The sequence below is a fragment of the Burkholderiales bacterium genome (assembly GCA_036262035.1).
Lineage (GTDB): Bacteria > Pseudomonadota > Gammaproteobacteria > Burkholderiales > SG8-41 > JAQGMV01.
Genome location: DATAJS010000003.1, coordinates 132,364 through 154,723, shown reverse-complemented (window position 1 = coordinate 154,723; position 22,360 = coordinate 132,364). Strand labels below are relative to the sequence as shown.

21 protein-coding genes are annotated in these 22,360 nt (G+C 66.9%); 17 read left to right on the top strand and 4 right to left on the bottom strand.

All coding sequences use genetic code 11. The features are described 5' to 3' along the window. The first annotated feature begins 20 nt into the window (after positions 1-20). The 4 genes from VHP37_01980 to VHP37_01965 all read left to right on the top strand — a co-directional run bounded on the left by VHP37_01980 (position 21) and on the right by VHP37_01965 (position 3,086). The gene (locus tag VHP37_01980; protein ID HEX2825091.1) at positions 21-1,301 is read left to right on the top strand and encodes a serine protease; all 1,281 of its coding nucleotides are present in this window, start codon (positions 21-23) and stop codon (positions 1,299-1,301) included. Next, the gene (locus VHP37_01975; GenBank protein HEX2825090.1) at positions 1,289-2,239 is read left to right on the top strand and encodes an FHA domain-containing protein; all 951 of its coding nucleotides are present in this window, start codon (positions 1,289-1,291) and stop codon (positions 2,237-2,239) included. The genes VHP37_01980 and VHP37_01975 overlap by 13 nt, the downstream gene beginning before the upstream one ends. Continuing rightward, a complete protein-coding gene (locus VHP37_01970; GenBank protein HEX2825089.1) occupies positions 2,217-2,795 on the top strand; it encodes a sigma-70 family RNA polymerase sigma factor in 579 nt (192 codons plus the stop codon). The genes VHP37_01975 and VHP37_01970 overlap by 23 nt, the downstream gene beginning before the upstream one ends. Before the next feature lie 96 nt (positions 2,796-2,891). Further along, on the top strand, positions 2,892-3,086 hold the full coding sequence (locus tag VHP37_01965; GenBank protein ID HEX2825088.1) for a zf-HC2 domain-containing protein: 195 nt from the start codon (positions 2,892-2,894) through the stop codon (positions 3,084-3,086). On the opposite strand, the gene VHP37_01960 is transcribed toward VHP37_01965, so the two are convergent. After that, positions 3,083-3,985, bottom strand: a complete 903-nt coding sequence (locus tag VHP37_01960) for an SMP-30/gluconolactonase/LRE family protein (GenBank protein HEX2825087.1) — start codon at positions 3,983-3,985, stop codon at positions 3,083-3,085. The genes VHP37_01965 and VHP37_01960 overlap by 4 nt on opposite strands. 193 nt (positions 3,986-4,178) lie before the next feature. Here VHP37_01960 and VHP37_01955 point away from each other — a divergent pair, with 193 nt between their 5' ends. From VHP37_01955 to VHP37_01940, 4 genes are all read left to right on the top strand, one after another. Continuing rightward, positions 4,179-4,853, top strand: coding sequence for a lytic transglycosylase domain-containing protein (locus VHP37_01955; protein ID HEX2825086.1), 675 nt, complete (start codon positions 4,179-4,181; stop codon positions 4,851-4,853). Between the two features lie 135 nt (positions 4,854-4,988). Continuing rightward, positions 4,989-5,315, top strand: coding sequence for a hypothetical protein (locus VHP37_01950; GenBank protein HEX2825085.1), 327 nt, complete (start codon positions 4,989-4,991; stop codon positions 5,313-5,315). Positions 5,316-5,424: 109 nt separating this feature from the next. Then, positions 5,425-5,778 (top strand): VOC family protein, encoded by a 354-nt coding sequence (locus tag VHP37_01945; GenBank protein HEX2825084.1) that lies wholly within the window; start codon positions 5,425-5,427, stop codon positions 5,776-5,778. 10 nt (positions 5,779-5,788) lie between these two features. Next, the gene (locus VHP37_01940; GenBank protein HEX2825083.1) at positions 5,789-6,181 is read left to right on the top strand and encodes a PPOX class F420-dependent oxidoreductase; all 393 of its coding nucleotides are present in this window, start codon (positions 5,789-5,791) and stop codon (positions 6,179-6,181) included. A 77-nt stretch (positions 6,182-6,258) separates the two neighbouring features. On the opposite strand, the gene VHP37_01935 is transcribed toward VHP37_01940, so the two are convergent. Continuing rightward, on the bottom strand, positions 6,259-7,161 hold the full coding sequence (locus VHP37_01935) for a DUF2971 domain-containing protein (GenBank protein HEX2825082.1): 903 nt from the start codon (positions 7,159-7,161) through the stop codon (positions 6,259-6,261). Between the two features lie 180 nt (positions 7,162-7,341). Between VHP37_01935 and VHP37_01930 the strand changes: the two genes are divergently transcribed. Together VHP37_01930 and VHP37_01925 are read left to right on the top strand one after the other, a co-directional pair. Beyond that, entirely contained in the window at positions 7,342-7,893 is a 552-nt protein-coding gene (locus tag VHP37_01930; protein ID HEX2825081.1) for a peroxiredoxin, read from the top strand. Between the two features lie 93 nt (positions 7,894-7,986). Beyond that, on the top strand, positions 7,987-8,511 hold the full coding sequence (locus VHP37_01925; GenBank protein ID HEX2825080.1) for a carboxymuconolactone decarboxylase family protein: 525 nt from the start codon (positions 7,987-7,989) through the stop codon (positions 8,509-8,511). Between the two features lie 390 nt (positions 8,512-8,901). Here the strand turns inward: VHP37_01925 and VHP37_01920 are convergent, their stop codons facing one another. Together VHP37_01920 and VHP37_01915 are read right to left on the bottom strand one after the other, a co-directional pair. Then, positions 8,902-11,025 carry an acetate--CoA ligase family protein gene (locus VHP37_01920; protein ID HEX2825079.1) on the bottom strand — a complete coding sequence of 708 codons (2,124 nt, stop codon included), beginning with the start codon at positions 11,023-11,025 and terminating at the stop codon, positions 8,902-8,904. A gap of 34 nt (positions 11,026-11,059) precedes the next feature. Continuing rightward, positions 11,060-11,767 carry an enoyl-CoA hydratase/isomerase family protein gene (locus VHP37_01915; protein HEX2825078.1) on the bottom strand — a complete coding sequence of 236 codons (708 nt, stop codon included), beginning with the start codon at positions 11,765-11,767 and terminating at the stop codon, positions 11,060-11,062. A gap of 109 nt (positions 11,768-11,876) precedes the next feature. Between VHP37_01915 and VHP37_01910 the strand changes: the two genes are divergently transcribed. The 7 genes from VHP37_01910 (at position 11,877) to VHP37_01880 (ending at position 22,354) form a co-directional block, all read left to right on the top strand. Then, positions 11,877-13,037, top strand: a complete 1,161-nt coding sequence (locus VHP37_01910) for an acyl-CoA dehydrogenase family protein (GenBank protein HEX2825077.1) — start codon at positions 11,877-11,879, stop codon at positions 13,035-13,037. 16 nt (positions 13,038-13,053) lie between these two features. Continuing rightward, a complete protein-coding gene (gene acnA / locus VHP37_01905; GenBank protein HEX2825076.1) occupies positions 13,054-15,747 on the top strand; it encodes an aconitate hydratase AcnA in 2,694 nt (897 codons plus the stop codon). A 214-nt stretch (positions 15,748-15,961) separates the two neighbouring features. After that, a complete protein-coding gene (locus tag VHP37_01900; GenBank protein HEX2825075.1) occupies positions 15,962-16,924 on the top strand; it encodes a tripartite tricarboxylate transporter substrate binding protein in 963 nt (320 codons plus the stop codon). A 7-nt stretch (positions 16,925-16,931) separates the two neighbouring features. Next, positions 16,932-19,004, top strand: coding sequence for an acetate--CoA ligase family protein (locus tag VHP37_01895; GenBank protein ID HEX2825074.1), 2,073 nt, complete (start codon positions 16,932-16,934; stop codon positions 19,002-19,004). Further along, positions 18,964-19,950 (top strand): tripartite tricarboxylate transporter substrate binding protein, encoded by a 987-nt coding sequence (locus VHP37_01890; protein HEX2825073.1) that lies wholly within the window; start codon positions 18,964-18,966, stop codon positions 19,948-19,950. The genes VHP37_01895 and VHP37_01890 overlap by 41 nt, the downstream gene beginning before the upstream one ends. Beyond that, positions 19,947-21,356: an MmgE/PrpD family protein gene (locus VHP37_01885; protein ID HEX2825072.1), complete on the top strand. Its 1,410-nt coding sequence runs from the start codon at positions 19,947-19,949 to the stop codon at positions 21,354-21,356. The genes VHP37_01890 and VHP37_01885 overlap by 4 nt, the downstream gene beginning before the upstream one ends. Positions 21,357-21,391: 35 nt before the next feature. After that, complete coding sequence (locus VHP37_01880; GenBank protein HEX2825071.1) at positions 21,392-22,354, top strand: SDR family NAD(P)-dependent oxidoreductase; 963 nt, start codon at positions 21,392-21,394, stop codon at positions 22,352-22,354. Positions 22,355-22,360: the final 6 nt, after the last annotated feature.

Sequence of the window (22,360 nt, the reverse complement as noted above, 5' to 3'; positions counted from 1 at the left end):
ATCGCCTTACAATTCGGCTCATGCGCATCCGCATCCTCGCCTTCCTCATCGCGCATGCAGCCGCGATGCTCGCTTCCGCCGCAAACGCCCAGGAGAACGATCTCTCGGCGCACGCGCGTGCGATCTTCGACCACAGCCGCGCGAGCGTCGCGCAGATCCGCGTCCTGCTCGGCCGCAGCAACTCGCATACGTCGACCGGCAGCGGCTTCGTCGCCGGCTCTCACGGCGTCATGGTGACGAACTACCACGTCGTCGCCGACAAGGCGCTCGAGCCCGAAACCTACCGCCTCGAATACGTGCTGCCCGACGGGCGCCGCGGACCGCTGCGCATACTCGCGATCGACGTCGTGCACGACCTCGCCGTCGTCCAGAGCGACATCGCCGACGCGCCGCCGCTGAAGTTTCGCGACGCCGCGCTCTCCAAGGGCGACCGCGCCTTCTCCATCGGCTATCCGCTCGGTCAGGGCATCACCGTCACCGAAGGCACGTACAACGGCCGATCGGAAGACCAGTACTACGAGCACTTCCATTTCACCGGCGCGGTGAATCCGGGAATGAGCGGCGGGCCAGCGCTCGACGCGAACGGCCGGGTGTACGGCGTGAACGTCGCGAGCCGCCGCGACGGTCAGCTCGTGAGCCTGATGGTGCCGGCGAAGTACGCGCGGCAGCTCCTCGACACCGCCGCGAAGACCGAGCACACCGAAGCCGACTTCCGCACGCTCGTCGGGGCGCAGTTGCTCGCGCACGGGCAATCGCTCATGCAGGCGGTGCTCAAAGGCCGCATGGCGGTCGAGAAGTTCGACGAGTTCACCCTGCCGGGCAAGACCGGCGAGCTCATGCAGTGCTCGGCGTCGACCAACCGCGAGACCGACAAGGCCTACACCATCGACAGCTACGGCTGCCATCTGCCGTCCTCGCTGTACATCGATCCGCGGCTGCAGACCGGCACCGTCGCCTTTCGGCACAACGTGCTGCGCAGCGTGAAGCTCGGGACGCTGCGCTTCGCGAGCCTCCAGGAAAGCCGTTTCGATCCGCGCGCCAGCGGCTACGACCGCAAGCACCACACGCGCTGGGCCTGCCACGACAGCGTCGTGGCGCTCAAAGGCACGCGCGGCAAGCTCGTGATCTGCAGCCGCGCCTACAAGCGCTTCACCGGCCTGTACGACGTGTTCGCGCGGCTGGCGACGGTGGACAGCTCGAAGCGCGCGCTCCACTCGTCGCTCAACATGCAGGGCGTGCCGTTCGAGGCCGCGATGAGCTTCGCGCGGCGCTATATCGAAAGCATCGAATGGAACCGCTAGCCTTCGTCGAGATCGTCGACCGCCACGGCGACGTGACGGTGCGCCACGCAGTCTACCGCTGGCCTTGCCGCATCGGGCGCGGCTACGACGCCGACGTCATCATCGACGATCCGTACATCGCCCCTGCGCACCTCGTTATCGAGCCCGCCGCCGACACCGGTTACAGCGTTTCGAGCACGGGCACCCTGAACGGCCTCTCGGTACGGCCGGGCAACGAGCGCGTGAGCGCCGCGACGATCGGACCGGACGATCTCGTGCGCATCGGCCACACCCAGCTGCGGGTGCGGCCGCGCGGCCACGCGGTCGCGGCGGAACGCCCGATGCGCGCGGTGGCGCTCTACCGCCGGCCGATCGTGTTCGTCGCGCTCGCGGCGCTGGTGCTCGCGGTGATGCTCGCGAACGGCTGGGTCCGGACGTTCGAGGAAGAAGAGAAATACACCTTCGTCGCGCCGGTGCTCGCGTTCGCCGCGGGCATCGCGGTGTGGATCTCGATCTGGTCGTTCGTGAGCAGCGCGGTGGGCCGCACGCCGAACTTCGCCGCGCACGGCTCGATCGCCTGCGCCGCCTTCCTCGCCGTGATGGCGCTCGACAGCGCACTGGAATACCTCGAGTTCGCGTTCGACCAGGGCTGGATCGGCTGGGTGGCGATCCCCGCCGCGGCCGCGGTGCTCGCCTACATGCTGTTCCGCCACCTGCTCCTCAACAGCCGGGCGCGCCGGCGCACGCTGGGGCTCGTCGGCACCGGAATTTCGGTGCTCCTCTTCGGCGGCGCGCTCGCGCTCACATGGCTGCTCGACGTCGACGAAGGCAGCCAGGAATACAGCGCCGCGATCAAGCCGGCGAGCGTGCTCGTCGCGCGCGGGGTTACACTGGACACCTTCATGAACGACGCGCAGACGCTCAAGGCGAAAGTCGATGCGCTCAACCGGAAGCAGTGAGGTGATCGAGCTCGCCGAGCTCGAATCCCACCGCCGCGCGCTGCTGCGCTACGCGATGGCGCAGTTGCGCGACGAGTCGCACGCGGAAGACTGCGTGCAGGAGACGATCGAAGCGGCGATCAGGAACGCCGGGCGCTTCGGCGGCAACTCGGCGGTGCGCACCTGGCTGATCGGCATCCTCAAGCACAAGATCCTCGATCACTTCAGGCGCGCCAGCCGCGAGCGGCCGCTGCCGATCGAGGACGAGACCAACCTCGACGACCTCGACGCGCTCTTCAAGGACGACGGACACTACCTCGAGCGGCCGGCGGCGTGGGCCGATCCCGAGCAGGCGCTCACGCAGCGCGAGTTCTTCGAGGTCCTCGAGGCCTGCATGGACAAGCTGCCGAAGAACGCCGCGCTCGTCTTCAGGATGCGCGAGATCATGGGCATCGAGGTCGAGGAGATCTGCAAGGAGCTCTCGATCACCGCCAACAACTGCTGGGTGCTGATCTACCGCGCGCGCATGGCGCTGCGGGCGTGCCTCGAGCAGCGCTGGTTCATGTCTGCGCGATGAGACTCGGCCGGACGAATGTGATCCTGATTGCGCCGGGGGCGGCGCAATGAGGATCGGCCGGACGAATGTGATCCTGATTGCGCCGGGGGCGGCGCAATGAGGATCACGTGCAAGGAGGCGAGCCGCCTCCTCTCGCTCGACCTCGACCACAAGCTCACGTTCGCGCAGCGCGCGTCGCTGCGGCTGCACCTCACGCTGTGCGACGCCTGCACGCGAGTGAAGGCGCAGTTCGAGTTCATCCGGCGCGCGCTGAAGAGCTACTCCTCGCCGGACGACGATCGCAGGCGCTAGCGACGCAGCTTGTACCAGGGGTGCGGGTTGCCCGGCACCTTCACGCGCAGGGTGTACACCGAGGTGTGGGCGCAGCAGAAGAGCGTCTTGAGGTCCGGGCCGCCGAAGCAGAAGTTCACCGACTGCTCGGGAAACTCGATCACGCCGACTTTTTTGCCGTCGGGCGTGAACACCCATATCCCGCCCGGGCCGGTGCAGTAGACGCGGCCCCGGCTGTCGACCTTCAGGCCGTCGGGGATGCCGGGCTTCTCGCCTTCGTTCATGTCGGCGAAGATGCTGCGCTTCACCATCGTTCCCGCGGCGTCGATCTCCAGCGCGTGGATGTATTTCGACGAGCGCGTATTGGCGACGTACAGCGTGCGCTCGTCCGGCGAGAACGCGAGGCCGTTCGGATATTCGCAGTTCCCGACGAGCGAGACCGCGCCGTCCGGCGCGATGCGGAAGACGCCCGCGGTGTCCCAGACGTTGGTTTCCTTCGCATCGCTCGGCGCATCGCGCTGGTCGAACGGCACGCGCTTCTCGGGGTTGGTGAAGAAGAGGCTGCCGTCGGAGCGGCACACGACGTCGTTCGGCTTGGCCAGCCGGGCGCCCTTGTAGCGGTCGGCGATCACCTCGACCTTGCCCGTGGCCGGGTCGAGCCGCGTCACCGCGCGGGCGTTGTGCTCGCAGTGGATCACCCGGCCCTGGAGGTCGAAGGTCGTGCCGTTGCCTTCCTGGGTCTCGCGGACGAGCTCCGGCTTCTGCCGGGGGGTGATCCGGTAGAGCTTGTTCTGGCGCAGGTCGACGAAATAGTAGAAGCCGTCGGGGTGCCACAGCGGTCCCTCGGTGAAAGTGAAGCCGGTGGCCAGGCGCTCGGCCTCGGTGGTCTCCAGAACCTCGGGCAGGTAGTTCGCGCTCATTCTCCATTCCTCCTTGCAAGTCGCTGCGATCGTTGAATTCTGCCGGGACGCCCCGGCAAGCTCATGAATTGTCGCAAAAAAGCCGTGAACTTTCTGTCGCCTGTGAGCGTCAGACGCCCGGTCGCGCAAAAACGAGGGGGCACGCGAAGCACGCTCCCCGCGCCGTTTTTCACCCATCGCTCGTGAGGTTTGGATGATCAGACGCAGTCACGTCTTCGGACTCGTGTTGCTCGCTGCTGCCGCAGCGCCCGCTTCCGCCGATATCTATCGCTACATCGACGAAGAAGGGCGCGCGCACTTCACCGACGTCCGCGTGAACTCGCGTTACGAGCTGTTCCTGAAAACCAGACCCCCGGTCGTCGAGGCCACCCCCGCGGCCGCGGCAGGCACGCTGACCATCGATACGGCCGACGGCGCCACGACCACGGCAGTCGCCGGCCCGTCGTTCCGGCCGACGCACGGCGTCAAGGTTACCCCCCGTTTCACCGAGATGATCGCCAAAGTCGCCGCCGAGCAGAAGGTCGACGCCGCGCTGCTGCACGCGGTCGTGCTCGCCGAATCGGGCTACAACCCCAGGGCGCGCTCGCGCAAGGGCGCGACCGGCCTCATGCAGGTCATGCCCGATACCGGCAAGCGCTACGGCGTCACCGACCTCCTGAATCCCATCAAGAACCTGACCGCGGGCGCGAAGTACCTCAAGGACCTGCTCGCGATGTTCGGCAACGACAAGAAGCTCGCCATCGCCGCCTACAACGCCGGCGAGGGCGCGGTCATGCGCAACGGCAACGCGATCCCGCCGTATGCCGAGACGCAGGCGTACGTCCCGAAAGTCCTCCAGTACTACGAATCGTTCCGCTCCAGCCTCTGACCTTCGCGGCCGCGTTCTTGCTGGGACGGCCTGCCTAGGTCGTTTCCGTACGGCGCGGCGGGGTACGCAGTGAGGCGGATTCGCGCCCCGCGCGCATGGGCGAGACTCGGGCGTCGTCTTGAAAGGAGACCGGCCATGCCCGCGAAAGCCCCTGCGCCCTCCCGTGCCCTCTTCCTGGTAGCGTGTTGCGCGCTCGCTGCGGCGGTCCACGCCGAGCCCCTGCCTTCGACGCTCGCGGAAACGCCCGCCTTGAACACCCTGCCGCCCGAAGTGCTCGAACGCGCTTTCTGGATCTGCGATCACACCGCCACCGTCCAGGGGATCGACGCCACGCCCATCGCCGCGTGCACCAGCGTCTTCGAAGCGCTCAAGGAGACCAAATTCGGCGGCGATTTCGGCGAGCTCCTCGCCTGGTGGCGGGCGAACAAGCTCATCGAGCACACCAGGCTCGAAGCGCGCTGAACGTCATTCCCGAGTCGCGATAGCGGGAGCCATCGGGAATCCATTTGACGGCATGACGGCCCGACGGCAAATGCGCCACAATGCGCATTCCCACAGGGAGGAGACCGCCATGCTGAAGATGAACCACCTGCACCTGAAGACCCGCGATCCGGAAGCGACTGCGAAGTTCTACGTCGAGACCCTCGGCGCGAAGATCGTCAGCCAGAACGCCGCCGGCGGCTACCGCCTCGACCTGCACGGCCTGTCGCTCAACGTCTCGAAGTTCCTGGAACAGCAGAAGCGCGAACAGAAATACGGCATGGAGCACCTCGCGATCGACACCGACGAGCTCGACTCGATCGTCGAGAAGCTCAAGGCGCGCGGCATCCACATCCTCGAAGAGACCGTCGTCTCGGGCGGCCGCCGCGTGTGCTTCTTCGAAGGCCCGGACGGCGTGCAGCTCGAATTCATCGAGATGAAGTAGGAGCGCTTCGATGCCGTTTCCGGAAAAGTATCGCGATCTCTTCGACAAGAAGGCGTTCGGCGCTTTCACCACGCTCATGCCCGACGGCAGTCCGCAGACGACGCCGGTGTGGGTGGATTACCGTGACGGCGAGGTGTGGGTGAACTCCGCGGTCGGGCGGCAGAAGGACCGCAACGTCCGCCGCGACCCGCGCGTGGCGATCGCGATCGCCGATCCGGACAACCCCTATCGCTACGTCGAAGTGCGCGGCCGCGTGCGCGAGATCACGCAGGACGGCGCCGACGCGCACATCGACGCGATGGCGAAGAAGTATCTCGGGCAGGACAGGTATCCGTATCGCCAGCCGGGCGAGCAGCGGGTGATCTACAGGATCGAGATACTCAAGACTGTTGGAATGGGCTGAAAGCCCCACGCAATGGCCTGCGTAGGGTGCGCGCGAGCGCACCGCGCCTTTATCGGTGCGTTATCACGCACCCTACGTCAGCGGTGCCGGAACGGTATCTGCGAGTACGCGATGGTGTCGCACGCGATGCGGCGCTTGCGGCAGAGCAGCGCGATCGCTTCGCCGATCAGCTCCGGATCCTTGGTCGGCGCGACGACGATGCGCGGGATCGCGCGGCAGATACCGTCCGCATCGCGCGGGAAGCGCAGCTCGTAGCGCTCGATGATGCGATCGCCGGTCATGGAGACGCCGTAGGCTTCGTCGTCGATGTCGACGGGCAGCGTGACCAGGCGCCACTCGCGCTCCTCCGCGAAGTTCGGGTTCTTGATGATCGGCGCGATCTGCAGAAAGCTCGCGAAGAAGCGCTCGACGAGGTAGTGCCTCGCCTCGGCGCCGAGCGGCCCGCCCGAGCCGTCGCACTCCAGGCGGTAAGCGGCGAGCAGGCGCTCGATCATCGACTGTAAGAGCTCGCGGTGCGCGTCCGCGTCGTAGATGCATTTCCAGAGGTTGATCGTCCCGCGCGCGAGCCCGCGCAGGACCTTCATGGACACGCCCAGCGAAAGCCCCCGCCCGCCCTCGCCATACCATCGCCACTGCGACAGCAGGTCGCCGTGCTCGCAGAAGCTCGTGACGCAGATGTTGCTCGCGGCGACCGAGCCCAGGCCGTTGTGCACCGCCTCGAAGAGCTGGTGCTCGTCCGGCGGCGCCGGCGCTTTCAGGTGCTCCTCGAGCAGCAGCTTGAACGTCGCGATGCCGATCTCGAGCTCGCTGGTGTCGTCGAGATAGCGGATCTTGGTCATCCACAGCGCGTCGCTGCGCAGGATCGCGTAAGCGGACGGCAGCGAGGTGTAGTGATAGAGCACCTCCGGCGGCTCGACCGCGAAGAGATGCCGCTCGGCGAGATCCCGCGGCGAGACCAGCATGTCGGTCGGCTCGGACATGGCTTTACATGCCGCAAGAAATGCGCCCGCCGAACGGGCGCCGCTTGCAGCCCTCTATAGGATGCATCTATCGCCTCGATACAAAAAGTCAACTTCCCCTATCGGGGCGTATGCCGTATCTTCGAAGTCTCGGGACGAAGCTGTTCTCGAAGCAACCACAGGTAAAGGAACACGCAATTTATGAAGACTGTAGGCGACAAGCTCGAAACGTTCAGCGTCACCGGTGTGAAGCCGGGGTTCAACCAGCACGAAGAAAAAGGCCAGTCGGCGTTCGAAACGATCACCGAAAAGTCCTTCCCGGGCAAGTGGAAAGTCATCTACTTCTACCCGAAAGACTTTACGTTCGTGTGTCCGACCGAGATCACCGGCTACGCGAAGCTCGCGAAGCAGTTCGAAGAGCGCGACGCGGTGCTGCTCGCCGGCTCGACCGACAACGAGTTCAGCAAGCTCGGCTGGCGCCGCGAGCACCCGGACCTCAAGAGCCTGAACCACTACATGTTCGGCGATACCACCGGCCAGCTCGTCGACCAGCTGGGCGTGCGTGACAAGGGTGCGGGCGTTGCGCTGCGCGCGACGTTCATCGTCGATCCGGAGAACACCATCCAGCACGTGACGGTGAACAACCTGAACGTCGGCCGCAGCCCCGAAGAGACGCTGCGCATCCTGGACGGCCTCCAGACCGACGAGCTGTGCCCGTGCAACCGCACGGTCGGCGGTGAGACGCTGAAGTAAGACGTGAACCGCGCGCCGTGGTCCGTCACGGCGCGACTCACCCAGGCGCCTTCACCGTCGCGGTGAGGGCGTTTTCGTTTCAGAGGAGACAACATGGACTTCCTGAACGCGCTCAAGGAGCGCATTCCCGATTACGCAAAAGACATCAGGCTCAACCTCGACGGGGTGCTGGCGCGCAGCAGCCTCGACGCGGCCGATGCCCTCGGCGCGGGCCTCGCGGCCGCTTATGCGGCGCGCTCCAAGACGATCGTCGACGCGATCCGCGGCTCGGGCCAGCTCTCGGACACCGACGCGAACGCGGCGCTGCAGGCCGCGGCGCTGATGGGCATGAACAACGTCTGGTATCCGTACGTCGAGATGGCCGACGATCCCGATCTGAAGAGCCAGCGCGCCGAGCTGCGCATGAACGCCTACGCCACGCACGGCGGCGTCGACAAGAAGCGCTTCGAGCTCTTCGCCCTCGCCGCGAGCATCGTCGGCAAGTGCCACTTCTGCGTGCAGTCGCACTACAAGATGCTCAAGGAGAACGGTCTGACGGCGCAGCAGCTGCGCGATGTCGGCCGCATCGCGGCGGTGGTGACCGCAGCGGCGCTGGCGCTGGAGGCGGAAGGCGCGTAACTCGCCGAATCGTCATTCCCGACCCCGCGATAGCGGGAGCGGATCGGGAATCCATTGTCGAGTCGCAACTTCAGAATGGATTCCCGCCTTCGCGGGAACGACGATCGTCTAACCCGTCCGCTTCGTCAGATCCCTACGGGACTCGTCGAATCGTCATTCCCGACCCCGCGACAGCGGGAGCGGATCGGGAATCCATTGTCGAGTCGCAACGTCAAGATGGATTCCCGCCTTCGCGGGAATGACGATCGTCTAACCCGTCCGCTTCGTCAGATCCCTACGGGACTCGCCGAATCGTCAGTCCCGACCCCGCGATAGCGGGAGCGGATCGGGAATCCATGTTCGAGTCGCAACTTCAGAATGGATTCCCGCCTTCGCGGGAATGACGATCGTCTAACCCGTCCGCTTCGTCACGATCAACGCATCCGCCGCCACCGCCGCGTTCGGCAGGGCGAACAACGGATTGATGTCGATCTCCGCGATCACGTCGCGGTTCGCCCACGCGAAGCGCGACAGCGCCGCGAGCGCGCGCGCCACCGCGCCGACGTCGAGCGCCGGCGCGCCGCGCACGCCGTTCAGGATCGGCCTGCAGCGCAGCTCGTCGAGCATCGCCCTCGCCGTCGCCTCGTCGAAAGGCGCAAGCCTGGACGCGGTGTCGCGCAACATCTCGGCGTGTATGCCGCCGGCGCCGACGACCACCACCGGCCCGAACACGACGTCGTTCACCACGCCGGCGATGAGCTCGAAGCCGCCGGTGATCATCTCCGAGACCAGCACGCCGTCCACGTGCGCGCCCGGCGCGCGGGTGCGCGCGTTGGTCCTCACTGCTTCGACCGCCTCGGCGAGATCGTCCGCGCTCACGTTGAGCTTGACCCCGCCGATCTCGGTCTTGTGCGGGATGTCGGCGGACACGATCTTAACCGCGTAGGGTGCGCGCAGCGTGTCGAGCGGCATGTCGCCGACCGAGCGCGTGAGCACGTCGCGCGTGCAGTCGATGCCGATGCCTTGCAGGATGCCTTTCGAATCGGATTCCGACAGCGTGCCGACGGCGTTGCGGAGCAGCGCCGGGCGCATGGCCTGCGGCAGGTCCTCATCCGACGAAAACGCCGCGGCGCCTTCGGCTACCCGCGCCTGAGCTTCGCGGTAGCGAGCGAGCGTGGCGATCGCCTGCGCGGCCCTTCCCGGCGACGGCAGCACCGGGATGCCCGCCGCTTCGAACACCGGCAGCGCCCCGGCCGTATGGGGCTCGGGCACCGACAGGAAGACGACGATCGGCTTGTCGGTCTTCTGCGCGATGTCGCGCAGCACTTCCGCGCCGGCGAGACCGCCGGCGCCCCCGACCGTCGCGAAGTTCACGCACAGCGCGTCGACGCCGGGATCGTCGAGCACGGTCTGCACCGCGGTCCTGAACTTTTCTCGATTGCCGCCGTGGATATAGCCCGCGGTGAAATCCACCGGGTTGTGCACCGCCCCGATCGCCGGCACGACCGTCCACAGCTTGCGCTCGGTCTCTGCGGTGAATGTCGCGAGCGTGAGCCCCGCGCGCTCAGCGGCGTCCGCGAAGACGATCGCCGACCCGCCCGAGCCGCCCATCACCGCGCAACGCCTGCCCATCGGGAAGCGGCCCGACCGGAATGCCTTGATCGCATCCACCACCTCGTGGATCTCACGGATCTCGACGATGCCCGACTGCTCGAACATCGCGCGATAGTAGTCGTAGCTGCCGGTGAGGTTGGCCGTGTGTGAAGCCGCCGCGTGCGCGCCCTGCGCGGTCACGCCGCCTTTCCACACGAGGACCGGCTTGCCCGCCGCCAGCGCGCGCCGGCCCACTTCCAGCAAGGCGCGGCCGTTGGCGAGACCTTCGATGTAGGCGACGATGATCTCGGTCTTGTCGTCGTCGAGCAGCCCGTCGATGAACTCGACGACGCCGATGTCGGCTTCGTTGCCGACCGCGATGACCTTGGAAAAGCCGATGTGCGCGGTCCAGCACGCGAGCGCGATGCTGTAGCCGAAGCCGCCGCTCTGCGTGACCAGCGAGACCGAGCCTTTCTCGAGCCTGGGATCACGCGTGATGCTGCCGAACGCCGCGTAGACGTCGTCGTGGATGTTCGCGAGGCCGAGACAGTTCGGTCCGACGATGCGCATGCCGGCTGCGCGCGCGATCGCGAGCATGCGGTCCTGGCGCTCGATGCCTTCGGGGCCGCTCTCGCGGAATCCGCCCGAGAGCACCACCGCGAACGGCACTCGCTTCGCGGCGCACTCCTCGATCACCGGTATCACGCCGCGGGCCGGCACGCCGATCACCACCACGTCGATCTCGTCTTCGATCGCGGCGATCGACGGGTAGCACTTCATCCCTTCGAAATCGGGGTACTTCGGATTGACCGGATAGATGCGGCCTTTGTAGCCGTTGCGCAGCAGCGTGTGCACCGTCTGCGATCCCGGGCGCACCGGGTCTTCGGACACGCCGACGACCGCGATCGCGCGTGCATTGAACAACCTGTCGAACTGTTTCATTCCGTCACCGCTTTACCCGTCACCGTTTCATCCGTCACTTTTTTCTATGCCTTTCGTGTTCCTCGCGCGCCTCCGCCAGCACCCGCTTCACGCGGCGATTGAGCCACGCCTTGTTCGCGGCGAACGCCTTGCCGTCCTTGCCCGCGAGCTCGGCCGCGGCCTGCGCCGCGGCGGCTTCCAGCTCGATGCGCGGCACGACGCGGTTCAACAGGCCGCGCGCGAACGCTTCGTCCGCGGACATGCGCCGCCCGGTCTGCACCAGGTCGGTCGCGAGCGCGAGACCGCCGATCTCCATCGCGATCTCGGCGCCGATGAAGGTCGAGATGCCGAGGTTGATCTCGGGCAGCGCGATCGCCGCGCTGTCCACGGCGACTCGGTAATCGGCGAGCAGCGCGAGCATGCCGCCGCCCCCGCTCGCGATGCCGTTGAGCGCCGCGACGACAGGCTTGGGCGTATCCACGACCGCGTCGATGAACGCGGCGAGCGCCGCGGAGCGGCGCTTGCGATGCGCGGCCGCGTCGCCGTCCGCGGGCTGCTCGCGTACGTCCACGCCCGCGCAGAAAGCGCGCTCGCCGGCGGCGGTGAGCACGACGGCCTCGATCGAATCGTCGACCGCCGCGTCACGCAGCGCCTTCACCGCGCCTTCCATCATGCCGACGGCAAGCGCGTTCGCTTTGTCGGCCCGGTTGAGCGTCATCCACAGTGCGGCGGCGCGGCGCTCGATCTTGAGTTGGTCGTCCATGGTCGCGCTGAAGTAAAATCAGGGCGCAGATACTAGTTGCTTTCGAGGCACCACTCAACCTCGCGCCCCCTCGAAGCGCGCCAGCAGGAAACCCCTCGGAGTTCGCAGTATGGATTTCGCACTCACGGAACAGCAGCAGATGTTCCGCGACTCGGTCGCCGCGTTCGCGCGCAAGGAGCTCGCCGAAGGCGCGCTCGAGCGCGCGCACTCCTCCGAGTTTCCCCACGACATCGCGAAGAAGATGGCCGAGGCCGGCCTGCTCGGCATCCTTCTCCCCGAAGAAGACGGCGGCGCCGGCGGCACCGTGATGGATGCCGTCATCGCGATCGAAGAGATCGCGAAATTCTGCCCGCGCAGCGCCGACGTCATCCAGGAAGGCAACTTCGGCGCGATCCGCACGCTGGCGGCATTCGCCAACGCAGACCAGAAGGAGCGCTTTCTCGCGCCCGTGCTGCGCGCGGAGGAAGTCATCGCGGTCGGCATGACCGAGCCCGACGCGGGCTCCGCGACCACCGATCTGAAAACGACCGCGACGCCCGACGGCGAAGGCTGGCGCATCAACGGCTCGAAAGTCTTCCCCAACCCGCACGCCGACATCTACCTCGTGTACGTGCGCTACGGCCCGGGGGTCGCAGGCATAGGGTCGGTGATGCTCAGGCGCAACGCGCCCGGCTTTTCCATCGGCAAAGAGTCGAAGTTCATGTCGGGCAACGAATGGGCGCCGATCTTCTTCGACAACGTCTACGTGCCGCCCGAGGACGTGCTCCTGCCCGCGGGCGGTTTCAAGAAACAGATCTCGGGCTTCAACGCCGAGCGCTGCGGCAACGCCGCGCGCTCGCTCGCCTACGGACGCTACTGCTTTGATCTCGCGCGCACCTACGCGCTGGAGCGCAGGCAGTTCGGCCGTCCGCTCTGCGAATTCCAGGGTTTGCAGTGGAAGTTCGCGGACATGAAAGTGAAGCTCGACGCAGCGCAGCTGCTGCTCTACCGTGCGGCCACCAACGCCGACCGCGGTTTTCCGGCCGTGGACGAGATGACGATCGCCAAGCTCATGTGCAACCAGGTGGGCTTCGACATCGCGAACGAGGCCATGCAGGTGATGGGCGGCCTCGGCTACACCGAAGACACGCTGGTTTCGTACTGCCTGCGCCGCTCGCGCGGCTGGATGATCGCAGGCGGCTCGATCGAGATGATGAAGAACCGGCTGGCCGAGATCATTTTCGAGCGGCGTTTCTCTCAGCGCCCGCCGCGGCCGCCCAAACAACTCTGACTTCTAGGGGTACCCGATGACCGACAACACGTTCAAAACGCTCACTCAATTCACCCCGTCGCCCGGCAAGACCGGCAGATATCACTCGCTCGCGGCGCTCGAAGCCGCGGGCCTCGGCAAGGTGTCGCGCATGCCGCGCAGCTTGCGCGTCGTGCTCGAAGCGCTGGTGCGTCAGTGCGACGGCAAGCGCGTCACCGAAGACCACGTCAAGGCGCTCGCCGCATGGCAGGCCAACGGCGCGCGCACCACCGAGATTCCTTTCATCGCGGTGCGCGTGGTGCTGCAGGACCTGATCGGCTTCGGCACGCTCAACGATCTCGCGGCGATGCGCGCCGCCGCCGAGCGCCTCGGCGTGTCGGCCGGCAGCATCGAGCCGCTGGTGCCGGTCGACGTCGTGGTCGACCACTCGGTCGAGATCGACGTCCACAACCGCCCCGACGCCGTGCAGCGCAACCAGGAGATCGAGTTCAAGCGCAACGCCGAGCGCTATCTCTTCGTGAAGTGGGCGCAGGGCGCGTTCAAGACGGTGCGCGTGGTGCCGCCCGGCAACGGCATCATCCACCAGATCAACATGGAGTACCTGTCGAAAGGCGTGTGGGAGAAGGACGGCGTCTGGTTTCCAGACACCGTCTTCGGCACCGACTCGCACACCACCATGGTCAACGGCATCGGCGTCGTCGGCTGGGGCGTGGGCGGCATCGAGGCCGAAGCCGCCATGCTCGGCCAGCCCAATGCGTTCCTCACGCCGGACGTGGTGGGCTGCCACCTGACCGGCAAGCTGCGCGAAGGGGTCACCGCCACCGATCTCGCGCTGACCGTCACGCAGATCATGCGGCAGGCGAAGGTCGTCGGCCAGTTCGTCGAGTTCTTCGGCGAAGGCGCGTCCGCGCTCACCGCCGCCGACCGCTGCACCGTCGCCAACATGGCGCCCGAATACGGCGCGACCATGGGCTACTTCCCGGTCGACGAGCAGACCCTCGAGTATTTCAGGATGACCGGCCGCTCGCCGGAGCTGGTGTCCGCGATCGAGGCCTACTACAAGGCGCAGGGCATGTTCGGCGTGCCGGCCAAAGGCGAGATCGACTACACGCGCGTGATCGAGCTCGACCTCGGCTCGATCGTGCCCAGCCTCTCGGGTCCGAAGCGCCCGCAGGATCGCGTCAGCGTGCCCGATCTCGGCCGCAACTTCGATGCGCTGTTCTCGGCGCCCGTCGACAAGAACGGCTACGCCCGTCCCGCGGCCGATCTCACCCGCCGCGAGGCGACTGCCAACGGCTTCGACGTCGGCCACGGCGACGTGCTGATCGCGTCGATCACCTCGTGCACCAACACCTCCAACCCGGCGCTGCTGCTGGCCGCGGGTCTGCTCGCCAGGAAAGCGGTCGAGAAAGGCCTCAAGCCGCACCCGCGCATCAAGACCTCGCTCGCGCCCGGATCGCGCGTCGTGACCGCGTACCTGCGTGACGCGGGCCTGCTGCCCTATCTGGAGCAGCTCGGCTTCGGCGTCGTCGCCTACGGCTGCACCACGTGCATGGGCGCGGCCGGCCCGCTGGACGCGAAGACCGAGGAAACGGTGGTGCAGAAAGACCTGGTCGCGTGCGCGGTGCTCTCGGGCAACCGCAACTTCGAAGCGCGCGTCCACGCCAACCTGCGCGCGAACTATCTCGCGAGCCCGCCCCTGGTCGTCGCCTATGCGATCGCCGGCACGGTGCGCACCGATCTGTCCAAGGATCCGGTCGGCACCGGCAGCGACGGCAAGCCGGTGTACCTCAAGGACCTCTGGCCGACGGCCGCAGAAGTCGCGGCGCTCGCCAAGTTCGCGTCGAACGCCGAGAACTTCCGCCGCGAGTACGGCGACCTGTCGGGCAACAAGGCGCTGTGGGAAGCGATCCCGACCGTCGAAGGCGCGGTCTACAAGTGGGACGACAACTCCACGTTCATCAAGGAGCCGCCGTTCTTCGACGGCGTCACGCGCACGCCGGGCGCGGTCACCGACATCGTCGGCGCGCGTGCGCTCGCGATCCTCGGCGATTCGATCACCACCGACCACATCAGCCCGTCCACCCCGATCCGTCCGGGTACTCCGGCCGGCAAGTGGCTGAGCCGCTTCCCCGCGCCGCCCTCGGAGTGGGGCCACTTCGGCGTGCGCCGCTGCAACCACGAGCTGATGGTGCGCGGCACGTTCGCCAACGTGCGCCTGCGCAACGCGGTCGCTCCGGGCACCGAAGGACCGGTCACCAAGGTCCAGCCGGACGGCAGCCAGATGACGATCTTCGAAGCGTCCGAGATCTACCGCGAGCGCAACACGCCGCTGGTCATCTTCGGCGGCGACGACTACGGCATGGGCTCGTCGCGCGACTGGGCCGCCAAAGGCGTGCAGCTCCTCGGTGTGCGCGCGGTGATCGTCAAGAGCTTCGAGCGCATCCACCGCGCCAACCTGATCGGCATGGGTGTGGTGCCGCTGCAGTTCAAGCCGGGCGAGGACGTGAAGACCCTGGGCATCGACGGCACCGAGCAGTTCACGATCGAAGGCATCGCCGGCGGCGACGTGGAGCCGATGCAGGACGTCACGATGACGATCACGCGCGCCGACGGCAAACAGCAAAAAGTCACCCTGACGCTGCGCATCGACACCGGCATCGAGGTCGATTACCTCAAGCACGGCGGCGTGCTGCCGTACGTGCTGCGGGACCTGCTCGCTGCCGCGTAGTTAAAAGGCTGATTGACCGCCAAGGACGCAAAGGACGCAAAGGAACTTCAAATACGGTCATTGCGAGGAGCGGCAGCGACGAAGCAATCCCGGAGCGTCCGGTACGTGCGCCACGGGATCGCCGCGTCGCTATCGCTCCTCGCGATGACACCTTCGCTTTTCCTTTGCGTCCTTGGCGTCCTTTGCGGTTAAACAATTTCGACCGGAGGGGTTCGTGAGAACGTTGGCGTATGTAGGGCTGGTCGCGCTTGCAGCCTTCAGCGCGCACGCCCAACAGCCCTACCCCGTCAAACCGATCCGCATGGTGATGTCCTTCCCCGCGGGCGGGCCGACCGACATCGTCGGGCGGCTCATCGGTCAGAAGCTCACCGAAGCGTGGGGACAGAACGTCATCATCGACAACCGTCCCGGCGGCGGCGGGATGATCGGCGCCACGCTCGCAGCGAAAGCGCCGCCCGACGGTTACACCCTCTATCTCGGCGGCGTGTCGACGATGGCGATCGGCCAGTTCGTGCACAAGAACCCGCCGGTCGACGCGCTGCGCGATTTCCAGCCGGTGAGCCACACCACGCGCCAGCCGGTGCTGCTGATGACGCACCCGGCGCTGCCGGTGAAGACGGTGAAGGAGTTCGTCGCGCTCGCCAGGGCGCGCTCGGGACAGATCAACTATTCGTCGTCCGGGCCCGGCGGCTCAGGGCACCTCGCCGGCGAGCTTTTCAAGAGCGTGACGAAGACCAACATCGTACACGTGCCGTATCGCGGCGCCCCGCCCGCGCTCAACGATCTCATCAGCGGCCAGGTGCAGAGCATGTTCGGCACGATCCTGATCGCGGCGCCGCAGGCCCGCGCCGGCAAGATCCGCGCGATCGCGATCACGGGGCCGAAGCGCAGCGACGCGCTGCCGGACGTCGCGACGTTCGCCGAGAGCGGTCTGCCCCATTACGACGCGAGCTCGTGGAACGGCATCTCGGTGCCTGCGGGCACGCCGCGCGCGATCGTCGACAAGCTCAACGTCGAGATCGTGAAAATCATGCGCACGCCCGGCACCTTCGACCGGCTCGCGGCCGACGGCACCACGCCGACCGGCAGCACGCCGGAGGAATTCACCGCGTTCATCAAGTCCGAGCAGGCGAAGTGGGGCAAGGTCGTGCGCGAGGCCAACATCAGAGTGGAGTGAGCAAGGAGTGACGATAGACAGCACGCTGCGGAAAGCCTTCCTGCAGCCGAAGAGCGTGGCGCTCGTGGGCGCAACGCCCGATCTGAAGAAGGTGAATTCCCGGCCGCAGCGCTTCCTCGAGCGCTTCGGATTCAAGGGAACGGTATACCCGATCAACCCGTCGCGCGAAGAGATCCTCGGGCTGCGCGCGTATCCCGATCTGAAGTCGGCGCCCGGACCGATTGACCACGCGTTCATCATGGTGCCCGCGCCGGCGGTGCCGGCGGTGATCGACCAGTGCTGCGAGCTTTCGATCCCGGTCGCGACGCTGTTCAGCGCGGGCTTCGCCGAGCTGGGCGACGAAGGCAAGGCGCGCCAGCGCGCGATGGTGGAACAGGCGCGTGCGGCGGGCCTGCGTCTCCTCGGCCCGAACTGCATGGGCGTCATCAACGTCCACGATCGCATCCCACTCACGGTCAACGCGGTGATCGAGCGCGAAGAGCTCGTGCCGGGGCCGCTCTCGCTGGTCTCGCAGAGCGGCAGCATGACCGGCAGCATCCTCTCGCGCGCGCAGGCGCGGGGCCTGGGCTTCTCCAAGATCATCTCGGTCGGCAACGAATCCGATCTCGGCGTCGGCGAGCTTGCCGACATGCTCGTCGACGACGAGGACACCGGCGCGATCCTGCTCTTCCTGGAGACCTTTCGCGACGCCGACAAGCTCGCCGAAGCCGCGCGCCGCGCCTACGCAGCGGGCAAGCCTGTCATCGCCTACAAGCTCGGCCGCTCGCCGGTCGGCCGCGCGACCGCGACCTCGCACACCGGCGCAATGACCGGTCCCGACGAGCTCGCCACCGCGTTCTTCCGCGAGCACGGTATCGTGCGCGTCGATACGTTCGAAGGCCTGTTCGAGACCGCGCAGCTCGTCATCGGCCAGAAGCCGCCGAAAGGCAAGCGTGTCTCGGTCGTCACCGGCACCGGCGGCGCCGCCGCGATGGTCGTCGATAGACTCGGCGTGCTCGGCGCGGACGTCGTCGGGCCTTCGCCCGAAGTGATCGCGAAGCTCGCCGGGAAAGACATCCACGTCAGCGATGCGCCTTTGACCGACATCCCCATGGGCCGCAGCGAAGGCGGACGCTACTCGACGATCCTGTCGGCGCTGCTCTCCTCCGATCACACCGATGCGGTGGTGTCGGTGATCGGCTCCAGCGCGCAGAACCCGCAGACCATCGTCGAGCGCGTGCTCGCGGCATCGCCCCGCGACGCCAAACCGCTGGGCGTGTTCCTGGCGCCCCGGGCCGATAACGGGCTCGTGCAGCTCCAGCAAAGCGGCGTCGCGAGCTTCCGCACGCCCGAGTCGTGCGCGGACGCAGTGAACGCGTATCTGAACTGGAGGGCGCCCGGCGAGCGTCCTGAGGACAAGGCGAATGCCGCCTCGAAGGTCGCGGCGCGCTTTTCAACCCCGCGCGTGAGCGAGCGCGAAGCGGGCGAGCTCTTCGCGGCGCTCGGCATCCGCACCGCCGATCACGTCGTGCTGAAGACCGGCGACGAAGCGGTCGAGCCCGCCGGTCCCTTCGCGGTGAAGCTGCTCTCGCCCGACATCCTGCACAAGACCGAAGCCGGGATGGTGAAGCTCAACGTGTCTCGCGAAAGCGCGGGCGCCGAGGCGAAGCGCATGCTCCAGGACGCAAAGCAGCGCTACCCGCAGGCGCGCGTCGACGGCATCCTCGTGCAGCAGATGGAGCGCGGGCTCGCCGAGGTGATCGTCGGCTACCGCCGCGATCCGGAGATCGGCCCGGTGGTGCTGCTCGGCATGGGCGGCGTCACCGCGGAGCTGATCAAGCGCATCGCGGTGCGCGTCGCGCCGGTGACGCTCGAGACCGCGCGCGAGATGATCCTCGAAATCCCCGAGCTCGGAATCCTGCGGGGTTTTCGCAACTTGCCGAAAGGCGACGTCGAAGCGCTCGCCCAGGCCGTCCGCGCGATGTCGCTGCTGGCCGCCGTCGATACGCGCGTCGTCAGCGACGCCGAGATAAACCCCTTGATCGTGAAGGAGGAAGGTAATGGCGTCGTCGCAGTCGACGGGCTGGTCGTATTTGAGTAAATCGGCGGTGGCCGTGCTCGGCTGCATCGCGGCCCTCGCCCACGCCGCCGACACCTACCCGAGCAAACCCGTCCGCTTCATCTCGCCGTTCTCCGCCGGCGGCGGCACCGACATCGTCGCCCGCTCGCTCGCGCAGCGCATGAGCGAGCAGCTCGGCAAGCCTTTCATCGTCGACAATCGCGGCGGCGCCGACGGCGTCATCGGCACCGACCTCGGTGCGAAATCGCCTGCGGATGGTTACACGCTGATCGTGGCGAACCTCGGCACGTTCTGCCTCACGCCGAACCTGCGCAAAGTGCCCTACGATCCGCTGAAGGATTTCGCCCCGATCACGCAGACGACCGCCTCGGGCACCGTGCTGGTCGTGAACCCCTCGGTGCCGGTGCGCAATGTCAAAGAGCTCGTCGCGCTCGCCCGGTCGAAACCCGGGCAGCTCAATTACGGCGCGAGCTCCAACGGCACCGCGCTGCCGATGGAGATGTTCAAGCAGATGTCGGGCATCGACATGCGACACGTGCCCTACAAGGGCACCGGTCCCGCGCTCATCGCAGTCATGGGCGGCGAGGTGCAGGTGATGTTCGGCGGCTCGATCGCCACCGTGCCGCAGGTCAAGAACGGCAAGCTGCGCGCGCTCGCGGTCGCCGGCGATCGCCGCGCGAAAGCGCTGCCCGACGTGCCGACCGTCGCCGAAGCCGGCTATCCCGGTTACGAAGCGAATACGTGGAACGGCATCGTCGCCCCCGCGGGCACGCCGAAGCCGATCGTCGACCGGCTCAACGCCGCGATGATCAAGGTGCTGCAAATGCCCGACGTGCGCGAGACCATGATCGCCGACGGCGCGGAGCCGGCCTACAACACGCCCGAGCAGTTCGGCGCGTATATCCGCGCGTGTCACGCGAAGTGGGCGAGAGTCATCAAGTCCGCAGGACTCAAGGAGGGTTCATGAGCGCAGTTCCGAAAGAGATCACCCCCGGCGCGGGCGCGACGCAGAAGCTCGCCGAGCACGTCGCTCACGCGCGTTACGAGAAGCTGTCGGCGAAGACGGTCCACGCATACAAGCGCGCGTTCCAGGATCACCTCACCTGCGCGATCGCAGGCGCCGCGATGCCGGTATCGCAGGCCTTGCTCGATTATTTCAGCGACACCGACGCGTCGCGCACCGCGACCGTCGTCGGCACGAACGCGAAGCTCTCGGCGCAGAACGCGGCGCTCGTGAACGGCGCGAACACCCACGCCCTGGACTTCGACGACGGCCACACCAACGGCTCGGCGCATCCGTCGGGCGCGATCTTCCCGGCGGTGCTCGCGACGGCGCAGCAATACGGCAGCTCGCCGCGTGAGATCATCCTCGCCGCGGTGATGGGGTACGACGTCATGTGCCGCATCGCCGCCGCGGGCCACCCCGCGACCGCGCGCCGCGGCTGGCACAACACGCCGCTCGCGGGCGTCTTCGGCGCGGCCGCCGCGGTATCGAAGCTGCTGGGCCTGAATGCCGAGCAGACACGCAACGCGCTCGGGCTCGCGGGAAGCTTCTCCGGCGGCATCCGCGAGTATCTGGACGAAGGCGCCGAGATCAAGCGCATCCATCCGGGCAAGGCGGCGCGCGACGGTCTCATCTGCGCCGAGTTCGCGAAGCGCGGCATCACCGGCCCGGCGAAAGTGCTCGAAGGCCGCTACGGCTGGGGCAACATCTTCGCATCGGGCGAGATGAAGTGGGACCGCCTGCTGCTGGGCATCGGCGAGCGCTACGAGATCGAGCACGCGTACTTCAAGCCGTATCCGTGCTGCCGCCACTATCACGCGGTGATCGACGGCATCCTGGCTTTGCGCGCGCAGCACGGCTTCACCGCGAAGGACGTGAAGCACATCGCGATCGGCCTCTACGCGGTCGGCTTCAACGGCCACGATCACAAGCATTACGAGAACCTGCTCGACGCGCAGATGAGCGCGCCGGTCGCGGCCGCGCTGGCGGTCGTCGACGGCGAGATCGCGGCGCATCGCTTCGTGCCCGAAAGCCTCGAGCGGCCGGAAGTGCAGCGGCTGGTCGAAGCCGCCGACGCGGCGATCGACGACGAGTGCGAGCGCATCTATCCCGGCCGGCGCTCGGGTTACGTGCGCATCGATCTGGCCGACGGCCGCAGCTTCGATGCGCGCGTGCTCGACCCGAAAGGCGAAGGCGAGAGCCCGATGACGGACGACGATCTCAGGCGCAAGTTCAACTCGAACTGCGAGCCGGTGATCGGCAAGGCGCAGTGCGAACGGCTCGGCGAGATCGTGTGGAATTTCGAACAACAAACGGATACGCAGGAATTGCTAAGGGTCGTCATTCCGGACCCGCGGCAGCGGAAGTGATCCGGAATCCATTTTGACTTTCAACGCGTTTGAAAATGGATCCTGGCGTTCGCCAGGATGACGCAACCCAAGGAGCTGTGGAAGTGGCAGGAATCGTAGAAGGCAAGGTCGTCGTCGTCACCGGAGCGGGACGCGGCATCGGCAAGGAGATCGCGCTGCTGGCGGCGCGCGAGGGCGCGAAGGTCGTGGTGAACGACATCGGCACGTCGCTCGGCGGCGAAGGCACCGACAAGACGCCGGCCGAGGAAGTGGTCTCCGCGATCAGGAAGAACGGCGGCGCAGCGGTCGCCGCGTACGACAGCGTTGCCGACTGGGACGGCGCGCATCGCATCGTGCAGCAGGCGGTCGATACCTTCGGCCGCATCGACTGCGTCGTCAATAACGCGGGCATCCTCCGCGACATCATCTTCCACAAGATGTCGTTCGAGGACTTCGATTCGGTGGTGAAGGTGATGCTCTACGGCGCATTCAACATGAGCCGCGCCGCCGCGACGCACTTCCGCCAGCAGAACGGCGGCTGCTTCGTGCACATGACGTCGAACTCGGGCATGGCGGGCAACATCGGGCAGGCGAACTACGGCGCGGCCAAAGCCGGCATGATCATGCTCTCCAAGCACCTCGCGCTCGACATGCAGCGGTTCAACGTGCGCTCCAACGCCGTAGCTCCCTCTGCGTGGACTCGCATGACCGGCTCGATCCCGTCGAACACGCCCGACAAGGCCGCGCGGGTCGCGCAGCGCCAGGCGGTGACGCCCGACAAGAACGCGCCGCTGGTCGTGTATCTTGCGAGCGATGCCGCGAAGGACGTCAACGGCCAGGTGTTCTACACGCGCAAGAACGAGATCTTCCTGATGAGCCAGATGCGGCCGCTGCGCGGCGTGCATCGCGCCGAAGGCTGGACACCGCAGAGCGTCGCGGAGCATGCGATCCCGGCGCTCAAGGCGGACTTCTACGCGCTCGAGCGGAACCAGGATGTGTTCTCCTGGGATCCGATCTAGCGTTGG

Bases quoted from the DNA above. Each gene is read 5' to 3' on its own strand.
- VHP37_01920 (HEX2825079.1), bottom strand. From the start codon at position 11,025: ATGAAACAGTTCGACAGGTTGTTCAATGCACGCGCGATCGCGGTCGTC.
- VHP37_01975 (HEX2825090.1), top strand. From the start codon at position 1,289: ATGGAACCGCTAGCCTTCGTCGAGATCGTCGACCGCCACGGCGACGTG.
- VHP37_01955 (HEX2825086.1), top strand. From the start codon at position 4,179: ATGATCAGACGCAGTCACGTCTTCGGACTCGTGTTGCTCGCTGCTGCC.
- VHP37_01890 (HEX2825073.1), top strand. From the start codon at position 18,964: ATGGCGTCGTCGCAGTCGACGGGCTGGTCGTATTTGAGTAAATCGGCG.
- VHP37_01965 (HEX2825088.1), top strand. From the start codon at position 2,892: ATGAGGATCACGTGCAAGGAGGCGAGCCGCCTCCTCTCGCTCGACCTC.
- VHP37_01930 (HEX2825081.1), top strand. From the start codon at position 7,342: ATGAAGACTGTAGGCGACAAGCTCGAAACGTTCAGCGTCACCGGTGTG.
- VHP37_01970 (HEX2825089.1), top strand. From the start codon at position 2,217: ATGCGCTCAACCGGAAGCAGTGAGGTGATCGAGCTCGCCGAGCTCGAA.
- VHP37_01950 (HEX2825085.1), top strand. From the start codon at position 4,989: ATGCCCGCGAAAGCCCCTGCGCCCTCCCGTGCCCTCTTCCTGGTAGCG.
- VHP37_01935 (HEX2825082.1), bottom strand. From the start codon at position 7,161: ATGTCCGAGCCGACCGACATGCTGGTCTCGCCGCGGGATCTCGCCGAG.
- VHP37_01910 (HEX2825077.1), top strand. From the start codon at position 11,877: ATGGATTTCGCACTCACGGAACAGCAGCAGATGTTCCGCGACTCGGTC.
- acnA (HEX2825076.1), top strand. From the start codon at position 13,054: ATGACCGACAACACGTTCAAAACGCTCACTCAATTCACCCCGTCGCCC.
- VHP37_01960 (HEX2825087.1), bottom strand. From the start codon at position 3,985: ATGAGCGCGAACTACCTGCCCGAGGTTCTGGAGACCACCGAGGCCGAG.
- VHP37_01940 (HEX2825083.1), top strand. From the start codon at position 5,789: ATGCCGTTTCCGGAAAAGTATCGCGATCTCTTCGACAAGAAGGCGTTC.
- VHP37_01880 (HEX2825071.1), top strand. From the start codon at position 21,392: ATGGATCCTGGCGTTCGCCAGGATGACGCAACCCAAGGAGCTGTGGAA.
- VHP37_01885 (HEX2825072.1), top strand. From the start codon at position 19,947: ATGAGCGCAGTTCCGAAAGAGATCACCCCCGGCGCGGGCGCGACGCAG.
- VHP37_01980 (HEX2825091.1), top strand. From the start codon at position 21: ATGCGCATCCGCATCCTCGCCTTCCTCATCGCGCATGCAGCCGCGATG.
- VHP37_01925 (HEX2825080.1), top strand. From the start codon at position 7,987: ATGGACTTCCTGAACGCGCTCAAGGAGCGCATTCCCGATTACGCAAAA.
- VHP37_01915 (HEX2825078.1), bottom strand. From the start codon at position 11,767: ATGGACGACCAACTCAAGATCGAGCGCCGCGCCGCCGCACTGTGGATG.
- VHP37_01945 (HEX2825084.1), top strand. From the start codon at position 5,425: ATGCTGAAGATGAACCACCTGCACCTGAAGACCCGCGATCCGGAAGCG.